Genomic DNA, 16,734 nt, shown 5'->3' with positions numbered 1-16,734 from the left:
ACTAATGCTGACTAGAGGATTCGAACCTCCGACCTCATCATTACTAGTGACGTGCTCTGCCAACTGAGCTAAGTCAGCGTTGTTAACTCAACAACGATATTTATTTAACCATATTAGTTGCTAATATGCAAGTCCTTTTTTGCTTTTTTTTTATTTTTTCTTAACTACAATACTATCTCTGTTATTAAGCGTATAATTAAATTTGGATTTAAAAAAGGAGGAATATAATGGCTATTTTAATACCATTCGCTACAGAATTTTCTTGGATATTGCGGATTATCGTCGCTTCCTTATGCGGCGCTTTAATTGGTTATGAGCGCGCTATTCAAAGAAAAAGTGCAGGGGTAAGAACCCATATTGTTGTTGCCTTTTCATCTTCATTATTCATGATAATTTCTAAATATGGCTTTAACGATCTACTTAAGATGTCTAACATTGCCTTAGACCCTTCAAGAATTGCTGCTCAAATTGTTACTGGAATTTCCTTTATCGGTGCTGGAACTATTTTAATAAAAAAGCAGCAAATTTCCGGTCTAACAACTGCAGCCGGTATCTGGGCTACAGCAGCTATCGGGACAGCCATCGGCTCTGGACTTTATTTATTGGGTATTACAGCTACCTTGCTCTTGTTTATCGTACAAATGCTGTTTCATGATGATAATTTAATAGATAGAATTATTCGTCATATTCGCTTTAATATTCAAATTGAAACTGTCAATAAACCGCATATTCTACAAACAATTGAGCATGAGTTGACTGCTAATCACGTTGAAAGTATTTCTGTAAAAATAATGGATGTCAGTGATGAACGAATTATCTTTGTTGTTGATGGCATTATTAATAATAATATTGATGAAAATAATATTATTATGGCTTTGCGCAAATATTCGGATATTAAACGAATTAGTTATACAACTAATGGGTAAATCATTAAATAATAAACATTAAGCAATAGTTAATTCTATTGTTTTTTTGTCCTTATTTTTTCATTACGGACCAAATCAATTTAAAATGTAGTTATATATCAGAAAGGGGTAATTTTATGTCTAATTCACTTGATTATTTACGTTGGCGTGGTGACTTACCATTTACCGAAAAGCCGTTCAACAGTGTCGATGCCTCTTTATTAGCATCCTTAGCATACTTACCTGCCGACAATTCTGTTGTTAACCATACACTTGGTGAGTTAGCCAAAAAGTTGCAGAGCTTACCCTCTTTTCAACATCAAATGCATTCCGAAACTGCTGCTGAAATTTTATTACTTGCTGAAAGCCCGCGCATAGGTGAGATAAAAATTCTTGACTGGACTACGCGCTTGGAGAAGGAACCACATCCCCTCCAATTTAGTGCAGCTACATTTATTATTGACGATAACACAATTGTTATTGCCTTTCGTGGTACTGATGGCTCAATGATTGGCTGGAAAGAAGATATGCGCATGAACTATTTGCCAGAAATTTATGGGCAAAATGTTGCTGCTGAATATCTAACAACAATTGCTAAGCAATTTTCAGATAAACGGATTTATCTTGTAGGTCATTCAAAAGGGGGAAATTTTGCTCAATATGCACTAAGTGCAGTTGATGCCAACATTCAAAAAAGAGTTATCAAAGCAATTAATTTTGATGGCCCGGGCTTCTTTCGTAAGGTATATACCAGTGACGGTTTTAAACGTGTCCTACCCCAGATGAAAACTTACATTCCACAGGGATCAGTTTTTGGTGCTATGCTCGATCATCCTGAACAAACTTTAGTTGTTAAAAGTACTGCTCCCATGCGCAATCAACACGATCCACGTCGTTGGTCCGTTGCTCGCGATAGTTTTACTTTAGCTGAAGGATTATCTGCAGGCAGTCGGGTAATTCGACATGCACTGATTAATTTTAATAATTCGATTCCTAAAGAAAGACGCGGCGAAGCTTTTGCTGATTTATTTGAAGCATTTGAAAACATGGATATTAATGAGTTGCATCAACTGACCAACAATAAATTAGTGGGTACTTATCGGTTAAGTCGTGCTTTACTGGCGCTTGAACCACAAGAACGCAAATTGCTCACCCAAATTTTTACCAGTATTTGGGATTCATATAAAAACAATATGACTTTACCTTTAATGGCAAATAACTATGAACTTTACCCTAAAAGCAATGATTCTGCAGTAGCTCCCATATTTTATGAATTTTATGATTCAGACCATCCCCAGCTTAAATTACCAATAAAAGTTAAAAACAAAGCTCATTAGTGTTTCACATGAAACAGAAAAAGGCGAAGGACAATCATGTCCTTCGCCTTTTCAGTAGTTGAGCGTTATTTCTTCATATTTTCTTTAACGTCATCAACTTTATCTTTTACATTTTCGGTTGCTTCTTGCGCCTTATCCTTTACGTTGCCAGCAGCCTGCTGCATTTTTCCTTTAACTTCATTAGCCTTACCAGCTAATTTATCTTTTAATCCTTTATCAGCCATAATATTATGTCCTTTCCCTAAAAAATTAGCGAAAATAATATGTTTACCTCTTAATAGTACAATTTATTATAATCATTGTCACTAAAAACGCTTTATTTTTTACAAGTTTTAGTTATTACTAGTAATCTATAAAGGTTTATTAAATAACACATATAATTTATATTGTTACTCATTTTGGTGGTTGATCGTGACTATAATCGAGATTTGAAAAGCGATTATACGGTTTGGAAAACATTAATTTTACAGTTCCACGGCTACCTGAACGATTCTTTTCAATAATGACCTCTACTTCACCATTTTCATTATCAAGGTCACTATTCTGTTGGGGACCGTCTTCTTGATCCTCATCATGATAATAGTCATCTCGATATAAAAATGAAACAATATCCGCATCTTGTTCAATTGAGCCAGACTCACGAATATCTGATAAAATTGGCCGCTTATCTTGACGCTGTTCCACTGACCGCGATAATTGCGATAATGCGATAACTGGGACATGAACTTCTTTAGCAAGCTTCTTTAATTGCCGAGAAATTGCTGAAACTTCTTGTTGCCGCGATTCACTACGTGGGCCTTCAATCAACTGTAAATAATCAATTACTATTAGACCTAAGTCGCCTGTTTCCTTAGCCAGCCGCCTTGATTGGGCCCTAATTTCGCTCATTTTAATGCCTGGAGTGTCATCAATATAAATTTGCGCAGTTGCTAAGGAGCCTGAAGCAACAACTAATTTTTGCCATTCTTCCTCATCCAATTGTCCCGTTCGCAGATGTTGCGAATTAATTAGCCCCTCAGAAGATAACATCCGTTGAACAAGTTGCTCCCCACTCATTTCTAAAGAAAACATGGCTACTGTTTTATGAACATGCAGGCCCACATACTGTGCCACATTCAATGCAAAAGAAGTTTTACCCACACCTGGTCGAGCTGCAATAATAATCAACTCATCGTTATGAAATCCAGTTGTCATTTTGTCTAATTCGACAAAACCTGTCGGCATCCCTGTAACCATATTACCATCTTCAGGGATTTGATTAATCTCTTCAATCGTTGAATTGACAATTTCTTTAATTCCCCGAAAACCATTAGCATTATTTTCAGAGGAAACATTCATAATTTCGCTTTCTGCATTATCCAGAATATCAGTTACATCTTCTGAATCTTGCATCGCATTAGTTATGATTTTTTGACTTGCAGAAATAAGACGCCGCAATAGTGCCTTGCGATGGACAATTTTAGCATAATACACTATATGAGCAGCTGTTGGCGTTGCCATTGCCAGGTCAGAAACATAAGCAATTCCACCAATATCATCTAATTGATTTTTCTTAGTTAATTCATCCTGCAGAGTGACTGGATCAATCTCATCTTCACGATCAGATAGATCTATCATTGCTTGAAAAATTAATTGGTTAGCCTTTTTATAAAAATCACTTGGTTGAACTTCAGCACTGGCATCAGCTATTGCCGCTGGATTAATAAAAATTGCGCCTAAAACTGCTTTTTCCGCTCCATCATCATGTGGTACCTGTTGCGAAATAATATTATCCATTAATTAAAACCACTTTTATCAGCTTGCACTTGAACATGTTAATCTTGCTCAGTAATATGAACGCGAATTTTGCCCTCTACACCTTTAAATAACTTAACAGGTACATTGGTATACCCTAAAGTTTTAATTGGCTCACGCAGGTTTAATTTGCGCTTGTCCACCTTGATACCAAACTGCTCTTCCAAGCCTTCAACAATTCGCTTACTTGAAATTGAGCCAAACAAACGTGAATCAGAACCAGCCTTTGATTTAAAATTAACCACAGTTTTATCTTGGTCAAGAAGAGCCTTTACTTTTTCAGCTTCAGCTTTTTCACTTTCATAAGCAGCTTTTTCATTAGCAGTGACCCGCTCTAAAGTATGCATATTGGCCTTAGTAGCCGCCTTAGCCAAGCCTCTCTTAATTAAATAATTTTGGGCATAGCCATCAGGGACTTCCTTTACTTCACCACGTTTTCCACGACCTCTAACGTCTTCAGTAAAAATAACTTTCATTGTTTTCTCCTTTACTATTCATTTTCTTGCTCATAAGTATCCACTGCTTCAACCAATTTGGCAAGTGCCTCATTCACAGATAAATCTTTTATTTGGGTAGCTGCATTAGATAAGTGCCCCCCGCCACCAAGCTTTTCCATAATGACTTGCACATTAATTTCACCCATTGATCGAGCTGATATACCAATCGTATCTTTACTCCTACGCGTAAGCGCAAAGCTGGCCTCAACATTTTTTAAATCAAGGGCTGTATCTGCAGCTTGAGCAGTAATAATTGGATCTATTATCTTATCATCAGGTCCACATAAAACAGCCATCTGCGGTTTGATCATTTTCAAGCTACTAACTAAACGAGTACGTTCTAAAAAACTATCAATATCCTCTTTAAGTAGTTCGCTAACCCCAACAGAACTAGCACCAATTGAGCGCAAATAACTCGCTGCATCAAAGGTTCGGGTCCCTGTACGCAAGGAAAATTCTTTCGAATCAACTGTAATCCCTGCTAGCATTGCGGTTGCTTCAAGATCCGTCAAGACTCGTTTGCCAGAACTAGGCTGCTGATACTCAACCATTTCTGTTACCAATTCACAAGCTGATGAAGCATATGGTTCTACATAAGTTAGCATTGGATTTTCGGGAAATTCTTCCCCGCGGCGGTGGTGATCAATTACAATAATTCTGTTTTTCAAGCGATTATATAATTCTTTAGAATAGGTTATCGAATATTTAGAATGATCAACCATCACTAATACCGACTTATCCGTTACATTTTCTAAGGCTGCACTAGCTGAAATAAATAAATTAGTCTTCTCCTTTGCTTGCTGCAACTTATTAACTAGCCGGCCAACATCATAATTTGCCTTATTTAAGTCTAAAACAACGTTAGCTTGCACCCCGTGCAGCCGTGCAATCTTAACCACGCCAATGCCACTACCAATTGAATCCATATCAGGATTGGCATGGCCAACCACAAATACCCGATCTGCTTCCTTAAAGAGCTCACTAATTGCCTGTGAGACCATACGTGCTCTGACGCGCGTCCTTTTCTCCATCGGATTAGACTTACCACCATAAAAACGCGCTGCTTGCCCTGGTTGGCTTAAAACAACTTGATCTCCGCCACGTCCTAAAGCTAAATCTAGGTTAGATTGCGCTTGATTGGCAAGTTCGAGAATCAAACTACTGCCAAAAGCTATTCCAATTGATAGGGTTAAAGGAGTATTATTACGACTAGTTTCTAAGCGCATTTTGTCTAAAACTGAAAACTTATCCTGTTCCATTTTAGTCAAATCTTGCATATGAAGTAATAATAAAAAATGGTCTTCATCAATTCGCTTTAAATAAGCATTATAATTTTGGGCATATTCACTTAGAGTATTTTGCACATAGGAACTAGTTGTCGATAGTTCTTGATCACTCATCGTTTCACTTAATTCATCATAATTATCAATAAAGATTTGGCCAAGCACTAATAATTCATTATTATATTTTTGCTCAATCTTGGCATAACGGGTAATATCAAGTAAATAGACCACATTTAAATCACCTTGAATAACCATTTCAAATTCATGGTTATCCCAATTAACAATATGATTTTCAGCAGTTTTAGCTTTGAGTGACTCGTCAATTAACTTATCTAGCTCTGGATCAACTGATTTAATCGTATGCCCAATTAAATCCTCATCTTTTAAATAAAGTTGCAAATATGGATTTACCCACTGAATTTGCCGGTCTCCATCATAGAGCAAGATACCCAGTGGCATCTTAATCATCGCCTCTTGCTCACTACGCTTAATTCGATAAGACAAATTAACAGCGAAATTATTGGCATTACCAGCAAGGATATAGCTACCATAAACAACACACGCGACCGTGAGAATAAAAATTACTCCCATTGCTAACCCAAATAAAGGGTTAATAATTAGCGCTACAATACTGCCTAACAGAGACAAAACTAAAATGATAATTACTGAAGCAGTTAACCGTGAATCCTTAACAAAAGCAGGTAATTCATTACGTAAAAAATCTTTCATGTAAGATCCTTCCTAAAGTAATGTAAAACATATCAGTTTTATTATACCTTGTATTTACAGGATAAGAAACTTTCTAATACTTAACTAAAAAACGTACTAAGTTTTCAAAAACTTAGTACGTTTAAATTTTTATTAGACTAATTAGTCTTCAGTAACAAATGGCAACAAGCCCATAATGCGAGCTCTTTCGATTGCCTTAGCTACTTTACGTTGATTCTTAGCGCTAGTGCCAGTGACACGACGTGGTAAGATTTTACCTCTTTCTGAGATAAAACGTTTCAACAGATCAACGTCCTTGTAGTCAACGTAATCAATATGGTTGGCTGCGATAAAGTCAACCTTACGACGACGGTGGCCGCCTCTTCTTTGTTGAGCCATATCCTAGGTCCTTTCTTTAAAAGTTAGAATGGAAGATCGTCATCCGAAATATCAATTGTATCACCCGAACCAGCGAACGGATCCTGCGTTACATCCGGCTGATTATTAATTGGGCTATTTTGATTAGATGCTCCCATATTAGGCGAACTAGTGGTATTTGGATTACCAAAGTTGCCGGTATTATTCGGTGTAAAATCACCATTTTGGCCACGGGCTTCACGCTCTTTGCGTGATTCAAGCAGTGAAAAGTTATCAACGACAACCTCAGTCACATATACTCTTTGCCCATCTTTATTATCGTATGTTCTGGTTTGAATCCGGCCATCAATACCAACAAGTGACCCTTTTGACGTAAAGTTACAGAAGTTCTCTGCGGCCTTGCGCCAAATGACACAACTGATAAAGTCTGCTCCTCTCTCACCTTGAGCGTTAGTATACTGACGATCAACAGCAAGAGTAAACGTAGCAACCGAGATTCCACTCCCAGTAGTACGTAATTCAGGATCACGTGTTAAACGGCCGACAAGTACAACTCGATTAATCATACTATAGGTCCTCCCTTTCCTAAATCACGAAAACAATAAAGTTTTGCCTATTTATCTAATTTAACAGTCATTGAACGTAAAACAGCAGTATCAATCTTAGATAGACGATCAAATTCATTAACTGCATCTGCGTTATCAGCAGTGAAAACCATAATATGGTAAGTTCCCTCACGATATTTGTTGATTTCGTATGCAAAATGACGCTTTTCCCAGTCTTTTGACTCAACCATCGTACCACCATTATTGGTAATAACTTTATCATAGTTTTCAACTAGCGCCTTCTTTGATTCTTCATCAATATCAGGCTTAATAATATAAGTTATTTCGTACTTTGTAGTTGTCATACTAGTGCACCTCCTTTTGGACTAAATGGTTCTTGCTAAAATTCAAGAACAAGGAAAGTAATCAATTTATTACTCACAATCTCTAATTTTAGCACAATACTAAAAAATTACCAAACTATCTTCACGTGATCCTACAAAAGATTTTACTCTCTTCATAGAATAAATACGTCAAAATGTCTGATAATTTTTTAAAAATTTATAGTTGAGGCTTAGCCTTTTATGTCCTCATCTTGGCTTTCTTTTTCACCAACTGTTTGATCTTCTTCTGCTGGAACTATTGCCAAACTGGCCACCTTATTTTCAGCATTAACTTTAATTAAGCGAACCCCAATTGTACTACGTCCAGTTTGCGAAACATCATCAATTTTAAAGCGAATCATAATACCATCATTGGTAATCACCATAATATTTTGGGTACTATCAATTACGGTCACGCCAGATAAGGGACCATTCTTTTCAGTAACATTAGCAGTTTTAATTCCTTTACCGCCACGCCCCTTAGTTGGATATTCAGCAGCAGATGTACGTTTGCCGTAACCTTTTTCAGAAATAACCATAATTTCATCTTGATCACTCACAACACCAGATCCAACTACATAATCATTAGCACGCAAGTTAATACCACGTACGCCAGCAGCTGTTCTACCCATTGAACGAACTGTGGTTTCATTAAAGCGAACTGCATAACCTAAATGGGTTCCAATTAAAATATCCTGTTTACCATCAGTTGATAAAACATTGGTTAATTCATCGCCATCGCGTAAAGTCAACGCAATCAACCCACTATTTCTGATGTTAGCAAATTCACTAACATGAGTGCGCTTAACAACTCCTAACTTAGTAATAAAGAATAAATATTGGTCATTTGCATCTTCAGGGATATTAACGATTGTTTCAATCTTTTCTCCCTTTTCCAATTGCAATAAATTAACTATTGGTAAGCCTTTAGCGGTCCGACTAAATTCAGGAATTTCATAGGCTTTCTTAGAATAAACTTTACCTTTATTGCTGAAGAATAGTAACAAGTCATGGGTACTGGAATACATTAATTTTTCAATAAAGTCGCCATCTTTAATTCCCATTCCCTTGATGCCTTTACCACCACGATTTTGCGTTTTAAATTCATTAATGAGCATCCGCTTGATATAGCCACTATGGGTTAAAGTTAATAAAACATCCTGTTTTTCAATTAAATCCTCATCTTCGATTGAGATGACTTCACCATCGCCAATCTTAGTGCGACGTTCATCACCAAAACGTTTTTGTGTTTCTAATAATTCCTCATAGATAATCTCATTAATTCGCTCCCGATGAGCTAGAATATCCTTATAATCAGCAATTCTAACTTGCAATTCTTTATATTCTTCTTCAACTTTATCGCGCTCTAAGCCAGTTAAACGTACTAAACGCATATCTAAGATAGCTTGTGATTGCTTATCATCAAGTCCGAAACGACTAATCAAAGCTGCTTTGGCAATATCACTCGATTCACTCTGTCGAATAATTCGTACGATTTCATCAATATGATCTAAAGCAATCTTCAATCCAGCTAAAATGTGAGCTCTAGCTTCAGCTTTACCCAGCTCAAACTTTGTCCTACGAGTAACAACATCTTCTTGATGCTTAAGATAATATTCCAGCATTTGTTTTAAGCTTAAAAAATGGGGTGCGCCGTCAACAATCGCGACCATATTCATCCCAAAATTTGCTTGCATTTGCGTTAACTTAAACAAATTATTTAGTACAACACTTGCGCTAGCATCTCGTCGAATATCAATAGTTAGGCGCATTCCTGTCTGATCGGATTCATCTCGAACTCCGGTTATACCATCAATTGTTTTAGCCCGCGCCAAATCAGCGATTTTTTTAACTAATTCCGCCTTGTTAACTAAGTAAGGTAACTCAGTTACAACAATCCGTTCTCGGCCACTCTTTTCAGTTTCAATGGCAGTATTAGCCCGTACGACAATATTACCACGGCCAGTTTCATAAGCACGATAGATGCCACTACGACCCATGATTGTCCCTCCCGTTGGGAAATCAGGTCCAGGAATTACTTTCATTAACTCCTTAGTCGTAACATCGGGATTGTCCATCACCATATGTATCCCTTTAATAACTTCTGATAAATTATGTGGTGGTATATTAGTTGTCATTCCTACTGCTATACCACTTGTACCGTTTACCAAAAGGTTCGGAATTCTAGCCGGCAAAACAATCGGCTCATTCTCAGAATCATCATAATTCCGCTGCCAGTCAATCGTATTTTTATTAATATCCCGTAACATTTCAACCGCAATTTTACTCATGCGGGCTTCAGTATACCGCATTGCGGCTGGCTCATCACCATCAACCGAACCAAAATTACCATGTCCATCTACTAACATGTAGCGGTAACTAAAATCCTGGGCCATGTGCGCCATCGCTAGATAAATCGAAGAATCACCATGGGGGTGAAACTTACCCATAACTTCTCCCACGATTCTAGCTGATTTTTTATATGGTTTATCCGGTGTAACTCCCAGTTCACTCATACCATAAAGAATACGGCGCTGTACTGGCTTTAAGCCATCCCGAACATCTGGTAATGCTCGAGCCACAATAACCGACATGGCATAATCAAGAAACGAACTATTCATTACGCTAGTCAAGTCAACATTTCTTATTCGATGATCCTGACCTTGATTGTCGTTATCCATTTAAACCTCCCTATGCATCTATATTTTCAACGTATTTAGCGTTTTCTTCAATAAATTTACGTCGTGGTGCTACCTCATTACCCATTAATAATTCAAAAACTTCATCTACATTTTTAGCATATTCAGGACTAACTCGATCAAGGCGACGATTTTCGGGATTCATAGTTGTCTCCCACAATTGCTCTGGATCCATTTCACCTAATCCTTTGTAGCGTTGCACCGTTGGCTTAGGACTAGGCTGGAGACTACCTAGGTAATCATGTAGCTCTTCATCAGTATCAAGGTATCTGATTACTTTACCCTGGCGCACCTGATATAGAGGTGGACGTGCAATATAAACATATCCCTTTTCAATCATTGGTTTCATATAGTTATAAAACAAGGTTAGCAACAAGGTTCTAATATGAGCCCCATCAACGTCCGCATCTGTCATAATAATTAGCTTATGGTATCTTGCTTTAGAGACATCAAAGTCAGCGCCAAAACCCGTACCTAAGGCTGTAAACAAAGATCTAATCTCTTCATTCGCTAAAATACGATCCATTGATGCTTTTTCAACATTTAAAATCTTACCTCTAATTGGTAAAATTGCTTGGGTCAACCGCGACCGACCTTGCTTAGCAGAACCACCGGCAGAATTTCCCTCAACAATAAACAATTCAGAAATACTGGGATCATTACTGGTATTATCAGCTAATTTACCAGGTAAATTAGCAATTTCTAAGCCCGATTTTTTCCGTGTTACTTCACGTGCTCGCTTAGCAGCTGTCCGTGCCCTCTCAGCTAACTGCGCCTTTTCCACTATTTTACGTGCAACTTGCGGATTCTCTAACAAAAAGTTGTTAAAAGTTTCAGAAAACGAATGATCAACCGCAGTTCGAGCGTCAGAATTGCCCAGTTTAGTTTTTGTCTGTCCTTCAAATTGTGGATTTGGATGCTTAACTGAAACAACAGCAGTCATGCCTTCCCGAATATCTTCACCTGAAAGATTGTCATCATTATCCTTTAGCAACTTGGTCTTATGGGCATAATCATTAACTACTCTCGTTAAGGCCGTCTTAAAGCCAGCCTCATGCATTCCACCTTCATAAGTATGGATATTGTTAGCAAAAGTCATTAATGTCGTTTTATACCCAGTAGTATATTGCAAGGCAACTTCAACATTAATGTCATTGTAAGTGCCGTCAACATAAATTGGTTCAGTAAATAGAACGTCATTTCCCTTATTTAAAAATGAAACATATTCTTTTATACCGCCTTCAAAGTGATATACATCAGTTTCAGCACTTTCTTTTCGCTGATCAGTAAAGGTTAACTTCAAACCTTTATTCAAGAAAGCTAGCTCACGAATCCTATTTTTCAATACCTGATCATCAAATGAAGTAGTCTCTGTAAAAATATCTGGGTCGGGGAAAAAGTGAACAATTGTTCCATGCACACTCGACGGTACGGTTCCTGCAAGCTTCATTTCAGTATTAACCCGACCATGGTCAAAATCAATGTAATACTTCTTGCCATCACGCATAGTGGTAACGTCAAGTTTAGTTGACAGTGCATTAACTACCGATGCCCCAACACCATGCAATCCACCAGAAACCTTATATCCGCCACCGCCAAATTTTCCACCAGCATGTAAAACTGTAAAAACAGTTTCCAATGCTGGACGCCCTGTTTTCTTTTGAATATCAACCGGAATACCACGTCCGTCATCTTGAACAGTAACACTACCATCTTCGTTAATGGTAACTTCAATTTTAGTGGCAAATCCGGCTAGGCTCTCATCAATACCATTATCAATTATTTCCCAAACCAAGTGGTGTAATCCTTGAGAACTAGTTGACCCAATATACATCCCCGGTCGTTTACGAACAGCCTCAAGTCCACCTAAGACTTGAATTTGACTGGCATTATATTTATCAGCTTCTTTTTCATATTGTTTAATTTGATCAATATTTTCTTTTTTATTATCGGCCATTCAATTTCCCTTCTTCTAAATAAATTTTTCCAGACTTTATTCGAAATATTTTGGGCTTTTTTATTATTTCCCAGGAAATACCTGCAAGATCTGTTGTTGTTATAAAGGTTTGCGTTTTGCCATGAATATAATTTAGCAACGCATTTTGACGGTTGTGATCAAGTTCGCTCATTACATCATCAAGCAACAGCAGCGGATACTCATCTGTTAAATGATGAACTAGTTGTATTTCCGCTAACTTAATACTAAGTGCGATTGTCCTTTGTTGTCCTTGGGATCCATATAAATGAGCATCTTTATTATCTAACTCAAATTCAATATCATCCCGGTGTGGACCACTTAAAGTCGTTCCCTTCGTAATTTCATTAGTCTGATTTTTTTGAAAACTAACTCGCAGCTTACGATAAACTTCTTCTAAACTATCATGACTAGTAATATCACTAACTGAAGGTCTATAGGTAACTTGCAGCAGCTCCCCACTTGAACTAATGTGCTTATAAGCCTCTTTAGCATATTTATCCAAATATCTTAAAAACTTAAATCGTCTTACAATTATTTCTGCAGCTACCCCAGCCAATTGATCAGATAGAACCTCTAAGAAGACAGTATCTTTTGTTCTACCTCTAGCTAGTTGCTTAAGGTAATTATTTTTTTGCTGTAATACTTGCTTATACTTACCAGCAAAATAAAGATATTCTGCATCAATCTGGCCAAATTCTTGGTCCATAAAACGCCGCCGCAGAGCCGGCGCCCCTTTAATAAGTTCTAGATCTTCAGGAGAAAATAAAATAGCATTTAACTGTCCAACATACTTAGAAAGTTTGGCTTGCTCAATACGATTGATCCAAGCTTTTTTACCTTTTTTTGTAATTAGGACGCGCAAGGACAAATCAAGCTGACTTTTATAAACACGACCTGAAATATTTGCATACTCCTGTTTAAAAGCAATTAAATCTTTGTCGTTATTTGTACGATGCGATCTAGTTAATGCCAAAAAATAAATAGCTTCGAGCAAGTTTGTTTTTCCCTGCGCATTTTGTCCAATAAAAATATTAACGTTAGGATCAAAATTAATATCGCACTGGTGTAAATTACGATAATGTTGCGCAATAAAATGCTTAAGGTACATCTTTTTGTTGCTTACCGAAATTTATATGTTTCGTCAGCTATTTCAACTTGATCATCTGGTCTAATTTTTTTACCACGCCGATTCTCTTTGACTCCATTAAGAAAAACCGGATTTTCCTGCAAGTACCATTTAGCTTGTCCACCCGATGAAATGATACTTTCTTCTTTGAGAAATTGACTCAGGGTAATATATTCGCCCTTTACTTTAAATTCCTTAATAATATCCACCTTCACCACTATAAACTTCTAATATTTCTTATATTAAGTATATTCGTTTCATCACTAAAAGACAACTTAAGTGGCAATATAAAGCCCTATAACCGCTGTTTTTCAAAATAAACATCTTATAGTAAAGGACTCAAAAATAAAATACAGCCCCGCATCTTGACCATTTTAACAAGGTCATACAAAAAAAAGCCATTAGCTTAAATTAATGGCTTTTTTTCTAAAAAGTTCTAACTGGGGTAATTAATTGAACAAAGTCAATGTCCGTTTTATTTGGATTAACAGTAAACGGACGCAAAGGTTGCGTAAATTCCATAATTACTGCATCAGATACAGACGCGCGCAAGGCATCACGTAAGTAATCTGGGTTAAATGATATTTTCAAATTGCTACCAGTTAGTTGGCGAAAACTTACGTTTTCTTCAACATTACCAATTTCTGCCGACTCACCCGATAATTTAACACTTTGCTTTTCTGTATCTAAGGTTAAATCAACTACGTTATTACGTCCAGCATGGGTCAATAAACTTGCTCGATCAAGTGCGCTAGATAATTCAGCCAAATCAAATTCAACTTGAGTTGTACTTTCAGTTGGAATTAACCGAGCTGTATCTGGGTAACTGCCCTCAAGTAACCGTGAATAAAATAAGATATTACCAATTTCAAATAATACTTGGTTTTCACCTGGACAAACTTTAATTTGAGGATCTGTCTCACCAATAATTCGCGCTAATTCTAATAAGCTTTTTCCCGGAATAATTAAATCAGTTTCAGTTTGTGCACCTTGATCTAAAATTAGAGCACGACTTGATAAGCGATGTGAATCAGTTGCAACGGCATGAATCTTATTGGGACTAAAGGTAAAATGAACGCCAGTTAGTACGAGACGACTTTCTTGAGTAGCAACAGCAAATTGGGTTTCATTGATAATTTCACGGAAAGTTTTTCCCGAAATTATAAAAGCGGAATCGTCGGAAATTTCCGGTAATCTTGGGTAAGTATTGGAATCTAATCCATTAATCGTAAATTCGCTATTCTCGGAAACAATTTGGGTTTGAAAGCTTTCTTTTACTTCTAGTGAAAATTCCTTACCTGGCAAACGCTTGATTATCTCACTAAAAAAGCGTGCAGGTAGAACAATTGATCCTGGAGAGTCGACTTTTAAATCTTCACTGACTGGAATGCGAATTTCAATTGATATTTCAGTATCACTACCTGTTAGCAGTAATTCATTTTCAGATAGGTTAAGTTTGATACCACTAAGAATAGGAATCGTTGTTCTAGAAGAGATTGCGTGCATGACGTTATTTAAATTATCGATAAAAAGATTTCGATTAACAGTAAATTTCATAGTTGCCTCCTGTAATGGCTAATTTCTTTATATATTAATTATATATTTATTTAAGTAGTATTAGTAGGTCCTGTGATTTGTGTTGAAAAAGTAAGTTGACCCTAAAATAACGTAATTCGTACGGTTAAGAAGTTGTGTATAAGTCAATATCTTTTCCACAATAATTAATTTGGTTAGTGATCGAGCATTTGCTTTAAATCAAAAACTGCAGTCTTAATATCAGAATTAGTTTTAATTTCTTGGCTAATTTTTTCATAAGCATGCATCACGGTAGTATGATCTTTACCACCAAATTCTTGTCCGATTTTCGGCAAACTAGAATCAGTTAATTCACGTGACAAATACATGGCAATCTGGCGTGGGATCACGATTTGTCGAACTCTTTTCTTACCTTTTAACTCAAAAGTTGAAGTTTGAAAGTAATTTGCAACAACTTCTTGAATTTTAGAAATTTGCAGTCCTTGATTTTTTTGTACTAATTTGAGGTCGGCCAATGCTTCACGCGCTAAATTAACATTAATATCTTCATGCTCAATTGTGGCATGTGCCTGTACTTTGACCAGGGCCCCCTCTAGTTCCCGAATATTAGTATCAACTTGTGAAGCAATATAATCTAAGGTGTTGTCATCAATAGTGAGGTTCTCTGCTTCCGCTTTTTTGCGTAAAATTGCAATTCGCGTCTCTAGGTCCGGAGGAGTAATTTCAACTTGCAAACCCCAGGTAAAGCGAGAAACTAATCTTTCAGATAAATCGGGAATCTCAGTTGGTAAGCGATCACTAGTCATGACAATTTGTTTTTGATCGTTATAGAGCGTTTCAAAAGTATGGAAGAATTCTTCTTGAATTCCTTCTTTTTTAGCAAAGAACTGAATGTCGTCGACTAATAATAAATCGCAAGTTCGGTATTTTTCCCGAAATTGATCTTGCGTTTTATTTTTGATGGAATTAATAAAATCATTAACAAAAGTTTCGCTTTGAATATAGACGATTTTAGCATTTGGACGTTCAGCCAGCATTTGATGACCAATGGCCTGCATTAGGTGGGTTTTACCTAATCCCACACCACCAAAAATAAAAAGTGGATTATAAAAACTACCAGGGCTATCCGCAACCGCTAATGCAGCGCCAGCAGCTAACTTGTTTCCTTCACCTTGGACAAAGTTATCAAAAGTATATTTTTCGTTTAATTTAAGATTGCGGACAAACGCATTTGGTGTGGTCTTTTGTGTCTGGCCCGTTGGCATCTTTGACTGTGAACTCGGTGTAACTAAGCGCTCGCTGCTACTAGTTTCTTCAATTCGAAAAATCGGAATGACTTCAATATTGGCATAACCATATGCTGATTGAATTAATTGAGCAGATAGGTTCTTTTCCCAATAGCCTTTGGTTACCGGATTTTGAACGGCAATTTTTAATTCATGGCTGGTCTGGTCAAAAGAAATAGGCTTGGTATGTTTGAACCAAGCATTATATGCTACTTCGTTAAAGCGTTGATGCATTTCAGTATTAAAATGCTCCCAAAATTCATTAATATCAAACTCCAA

The 16,734-nt window shown here is 36.9% G+C and carries 15 protein-coding genes and 1 tRNA gene; 2 read left to right on the top strand and 14 right to left on the bottom strand.

What is annotated here, in order from left to right; translation table 11 throughout:
* Positions 1–5: 5 nt before the first annotated feature.
* Positions 6–78 (bottom strand) — tRNA-Thr (locus F5ESL0225_RS00080).
* A gap of 149 nt (positions 79–227) precedes the next feature.
* On the opposite strand from F5ESL0225_RS00080, the gene F5ESL0225_RS00075 reads away from it, so the two are divergent.
* Both F5ESL0225_RS00075 and F5ESL0225_RS00070 read left to right on the top strand, forming a co-directional pair.
* A complete protein-coding gene (locus F5ESL0225_RS00075; RefSeq protein ID WP_122021075.1) occupies positions 228–926 on the top strand; it encodes an MgtC/SapB family protein in 699 nt (232 codons plus the stop codon).
* 116 nt (positions 927–1,042) lie between these two features.
* Entirely contained in the window at positions 1,043–2,242 is a 1,200-nt protein-coding gene (locus F5ESL0225_RS00070; protein ID WP_122024282.1) for a DUF2974 domain-containing protein, read from the top strand.
* 65 nt (positions 2,243–2,307) lie between these two features.
* Here F5ESL0225_RS00070 and F5ESL0225_RS00065 read toward each other — a convergent pair whose 3' ends face one another.
* The 13 genes from F5ESL0225_RS00065 to dnaA form a co-directional block, all read right to left on the bottom strand.
* Positions 2,308–2,466: a YtxH domain-containing protein gene (locus F5ESL0225_RS00065; RefSeq protein WP_122021073.1), complete on the bottom strand. Its 159-nt coding sequence runs from the start codon at positions 2,464–2,466 to the stop codon at positions 2,308–2,310.
* 169 nt (positions 2,467–2,635) lie between these two features.
* Positions 2,636–4,018 (bottom strand): replicative DNA helicase, encoded by a 1,383-nt coding sequence (gene dnaB / locus F5ESL0225_RS00060; RefSeq protein ID WP_090093293.1) that lies wholly within the window; start codon positions 4,016–4,018, stop codon positions 2,636–2,638.
* 38 nt (positions 4,019–4,056) lie between these two features.
* Complete coding sequence (rplI, locus tag F5ESL0225_RS00055) at positions 4,057–4,512, bottom strand: 50S ribosomal protein L9 (protein ID WP_090093295.1); 456 nt, start codon at positions 4,510–4,512, stop codon at positions 4,057–4,059.
* 14 nt (positions 4,513–4,526) lie between these two features.
* Complete coding sequence (locus F5ESL0225_RS00050; RefSeq protein WP_122047612.1) at positions 4,527–6,545, bottom strand: DHH family phosphoesterase; 2,019 nt, start codon at positions 6,543–6,545, stop codon at positions 4,527–4,529.
* Positions 6,546–6,686: 141 nt separating this feature from the next.
* The gene (rpsR, locus tag F5ESL0225_RS00045) at positions 6,687–6,923 is read right to left on the bottom strand and encodes a 30S ribosomal protein S18 (protein ID WP_090093298.1); all 237 of its coding nucleotides are present in this window, start codon (positions 6,921–6,923) and stop codon (positions 6,687–6,689) included.
* 23 nt (positions 6,924–6,946) lie between these two features.
* Positions 6,947–7,468 carry a single-stranded DNA-binding protein gene (gene ssb, locus F5ESL0225_RS00040; protein ID WP_122047611.1) on the bottom strand — a complete coding sequence of 174 codons (522 nt, stop codon included), beginning with the start codon at positions 7,466–7,468 and terminating at the stop codon, positions 6,947–6,949.
* Between the two features lie 47 nt (positions 7,469–7,515).
* The gene (rpsF, locus tag F5ESL0225_RS00035; protein WP_090093300.1) at positions 7,516–7,812 is read right to left on the bottom strand and encodes a 30S ribosomal protein S6; all 297 of its coding nucleotides are present in this window, start codon (positions 7,810–7,812) and stop codon (positions 7,516–7,518) included.
* A gap of 209 nt (positions 7,813–8,021) precedes the next feature.
* The gene (gene gyrA, locus F5ESL0225_RS00030; RefSeq protein WP_122047610.1) at positions 8,022–10,511 is read right to left on the bottom strand and encodes a DNA gyrase subunit A; all 2,490 of its coding nucleotides are present in this window, start codon (positions 10,509–10,511) and stop codon (positions 8,022–8,024) included.
* Between the two features lie 10 nt (positions 10,512–10,521).
* On the bottom strand, positions 10,522–12,486 hold the full coding sequence (gyrB, locus tag F5ESL0225_RS00025; RefSeq protein ID WP_122021069.1) for a DNA topoisomerase (ATP-hydrolyzing) subunit B: 1,965 nt from the start codon (positions 12,484–12,486) through the stop codon (positions 10,522–10,524).
* Positions 12,476–13,615, bottom strand: a complete 1,140-nt coding sequence (gene recF / locus F5ESL0225_RS00020; RefSeq protein ID WP_118898175.1) for a DNA replication/repair protein RecF — start codon at positions 13,613–13,615, stop codon at positions 12,476–12,478. Before recF ends, gyrB begins: the two co-directional genes overlap by 11 nt.
* A gap of 11 nt (positions 13,616–13,626) precedes the next feature.
* Positions 13,627–13,848 carry a S4 domain-containing protein YaaA gene (yaaA, locus tag F5ESL0225_RS00015; RefSeq protein WP_305019947.1) on the bottom strand — a complete coding sequence of 74 codons (222 nt, stop codon included), beginning with the start codon at positions 13,846–13,848 and terminating at the stop codon, positions 13,627–13,629.
* Between the two features lie 211 nt (positions 13,849–14,059).
* Positions 14,060–15,190, bottom strand: coding sequence for a DNA polymerase III subunit beta (dnaN, locus tag F5ESL0225_RS00010; protein WP_122021067.1), 1,131 nt, complete (start codon positions 15,188–15,190; stop codon positions 14,060–14,062).
* A 173-nt stretch (positions 15,191–15,363) separates the two neighbouring features.
* Entirely contained in the window at positions 15,364–16,734 is a 1,371-nt protein-coding gene (gene dnaA / locus F5ESL0225_RS00005) for a chromosomal replication initiator protein DnaA (protein ID WP_122024276.1), read from the bottom strand.

This window comes from Lactobacillus sp. ESL0225, from assembly GCF_003692905.1.
In the GTDB taxonomy this organism is placed as follows: domain Bacteria; phylum Bacillota; class Bacilli; order Lactobacillales; family Lactobacillaceae; genus Lactobacillus; species Lactobacillus bombicola.
This window is presented reverse-complemented; position numbering and strand designations above follow the sequence as displayed.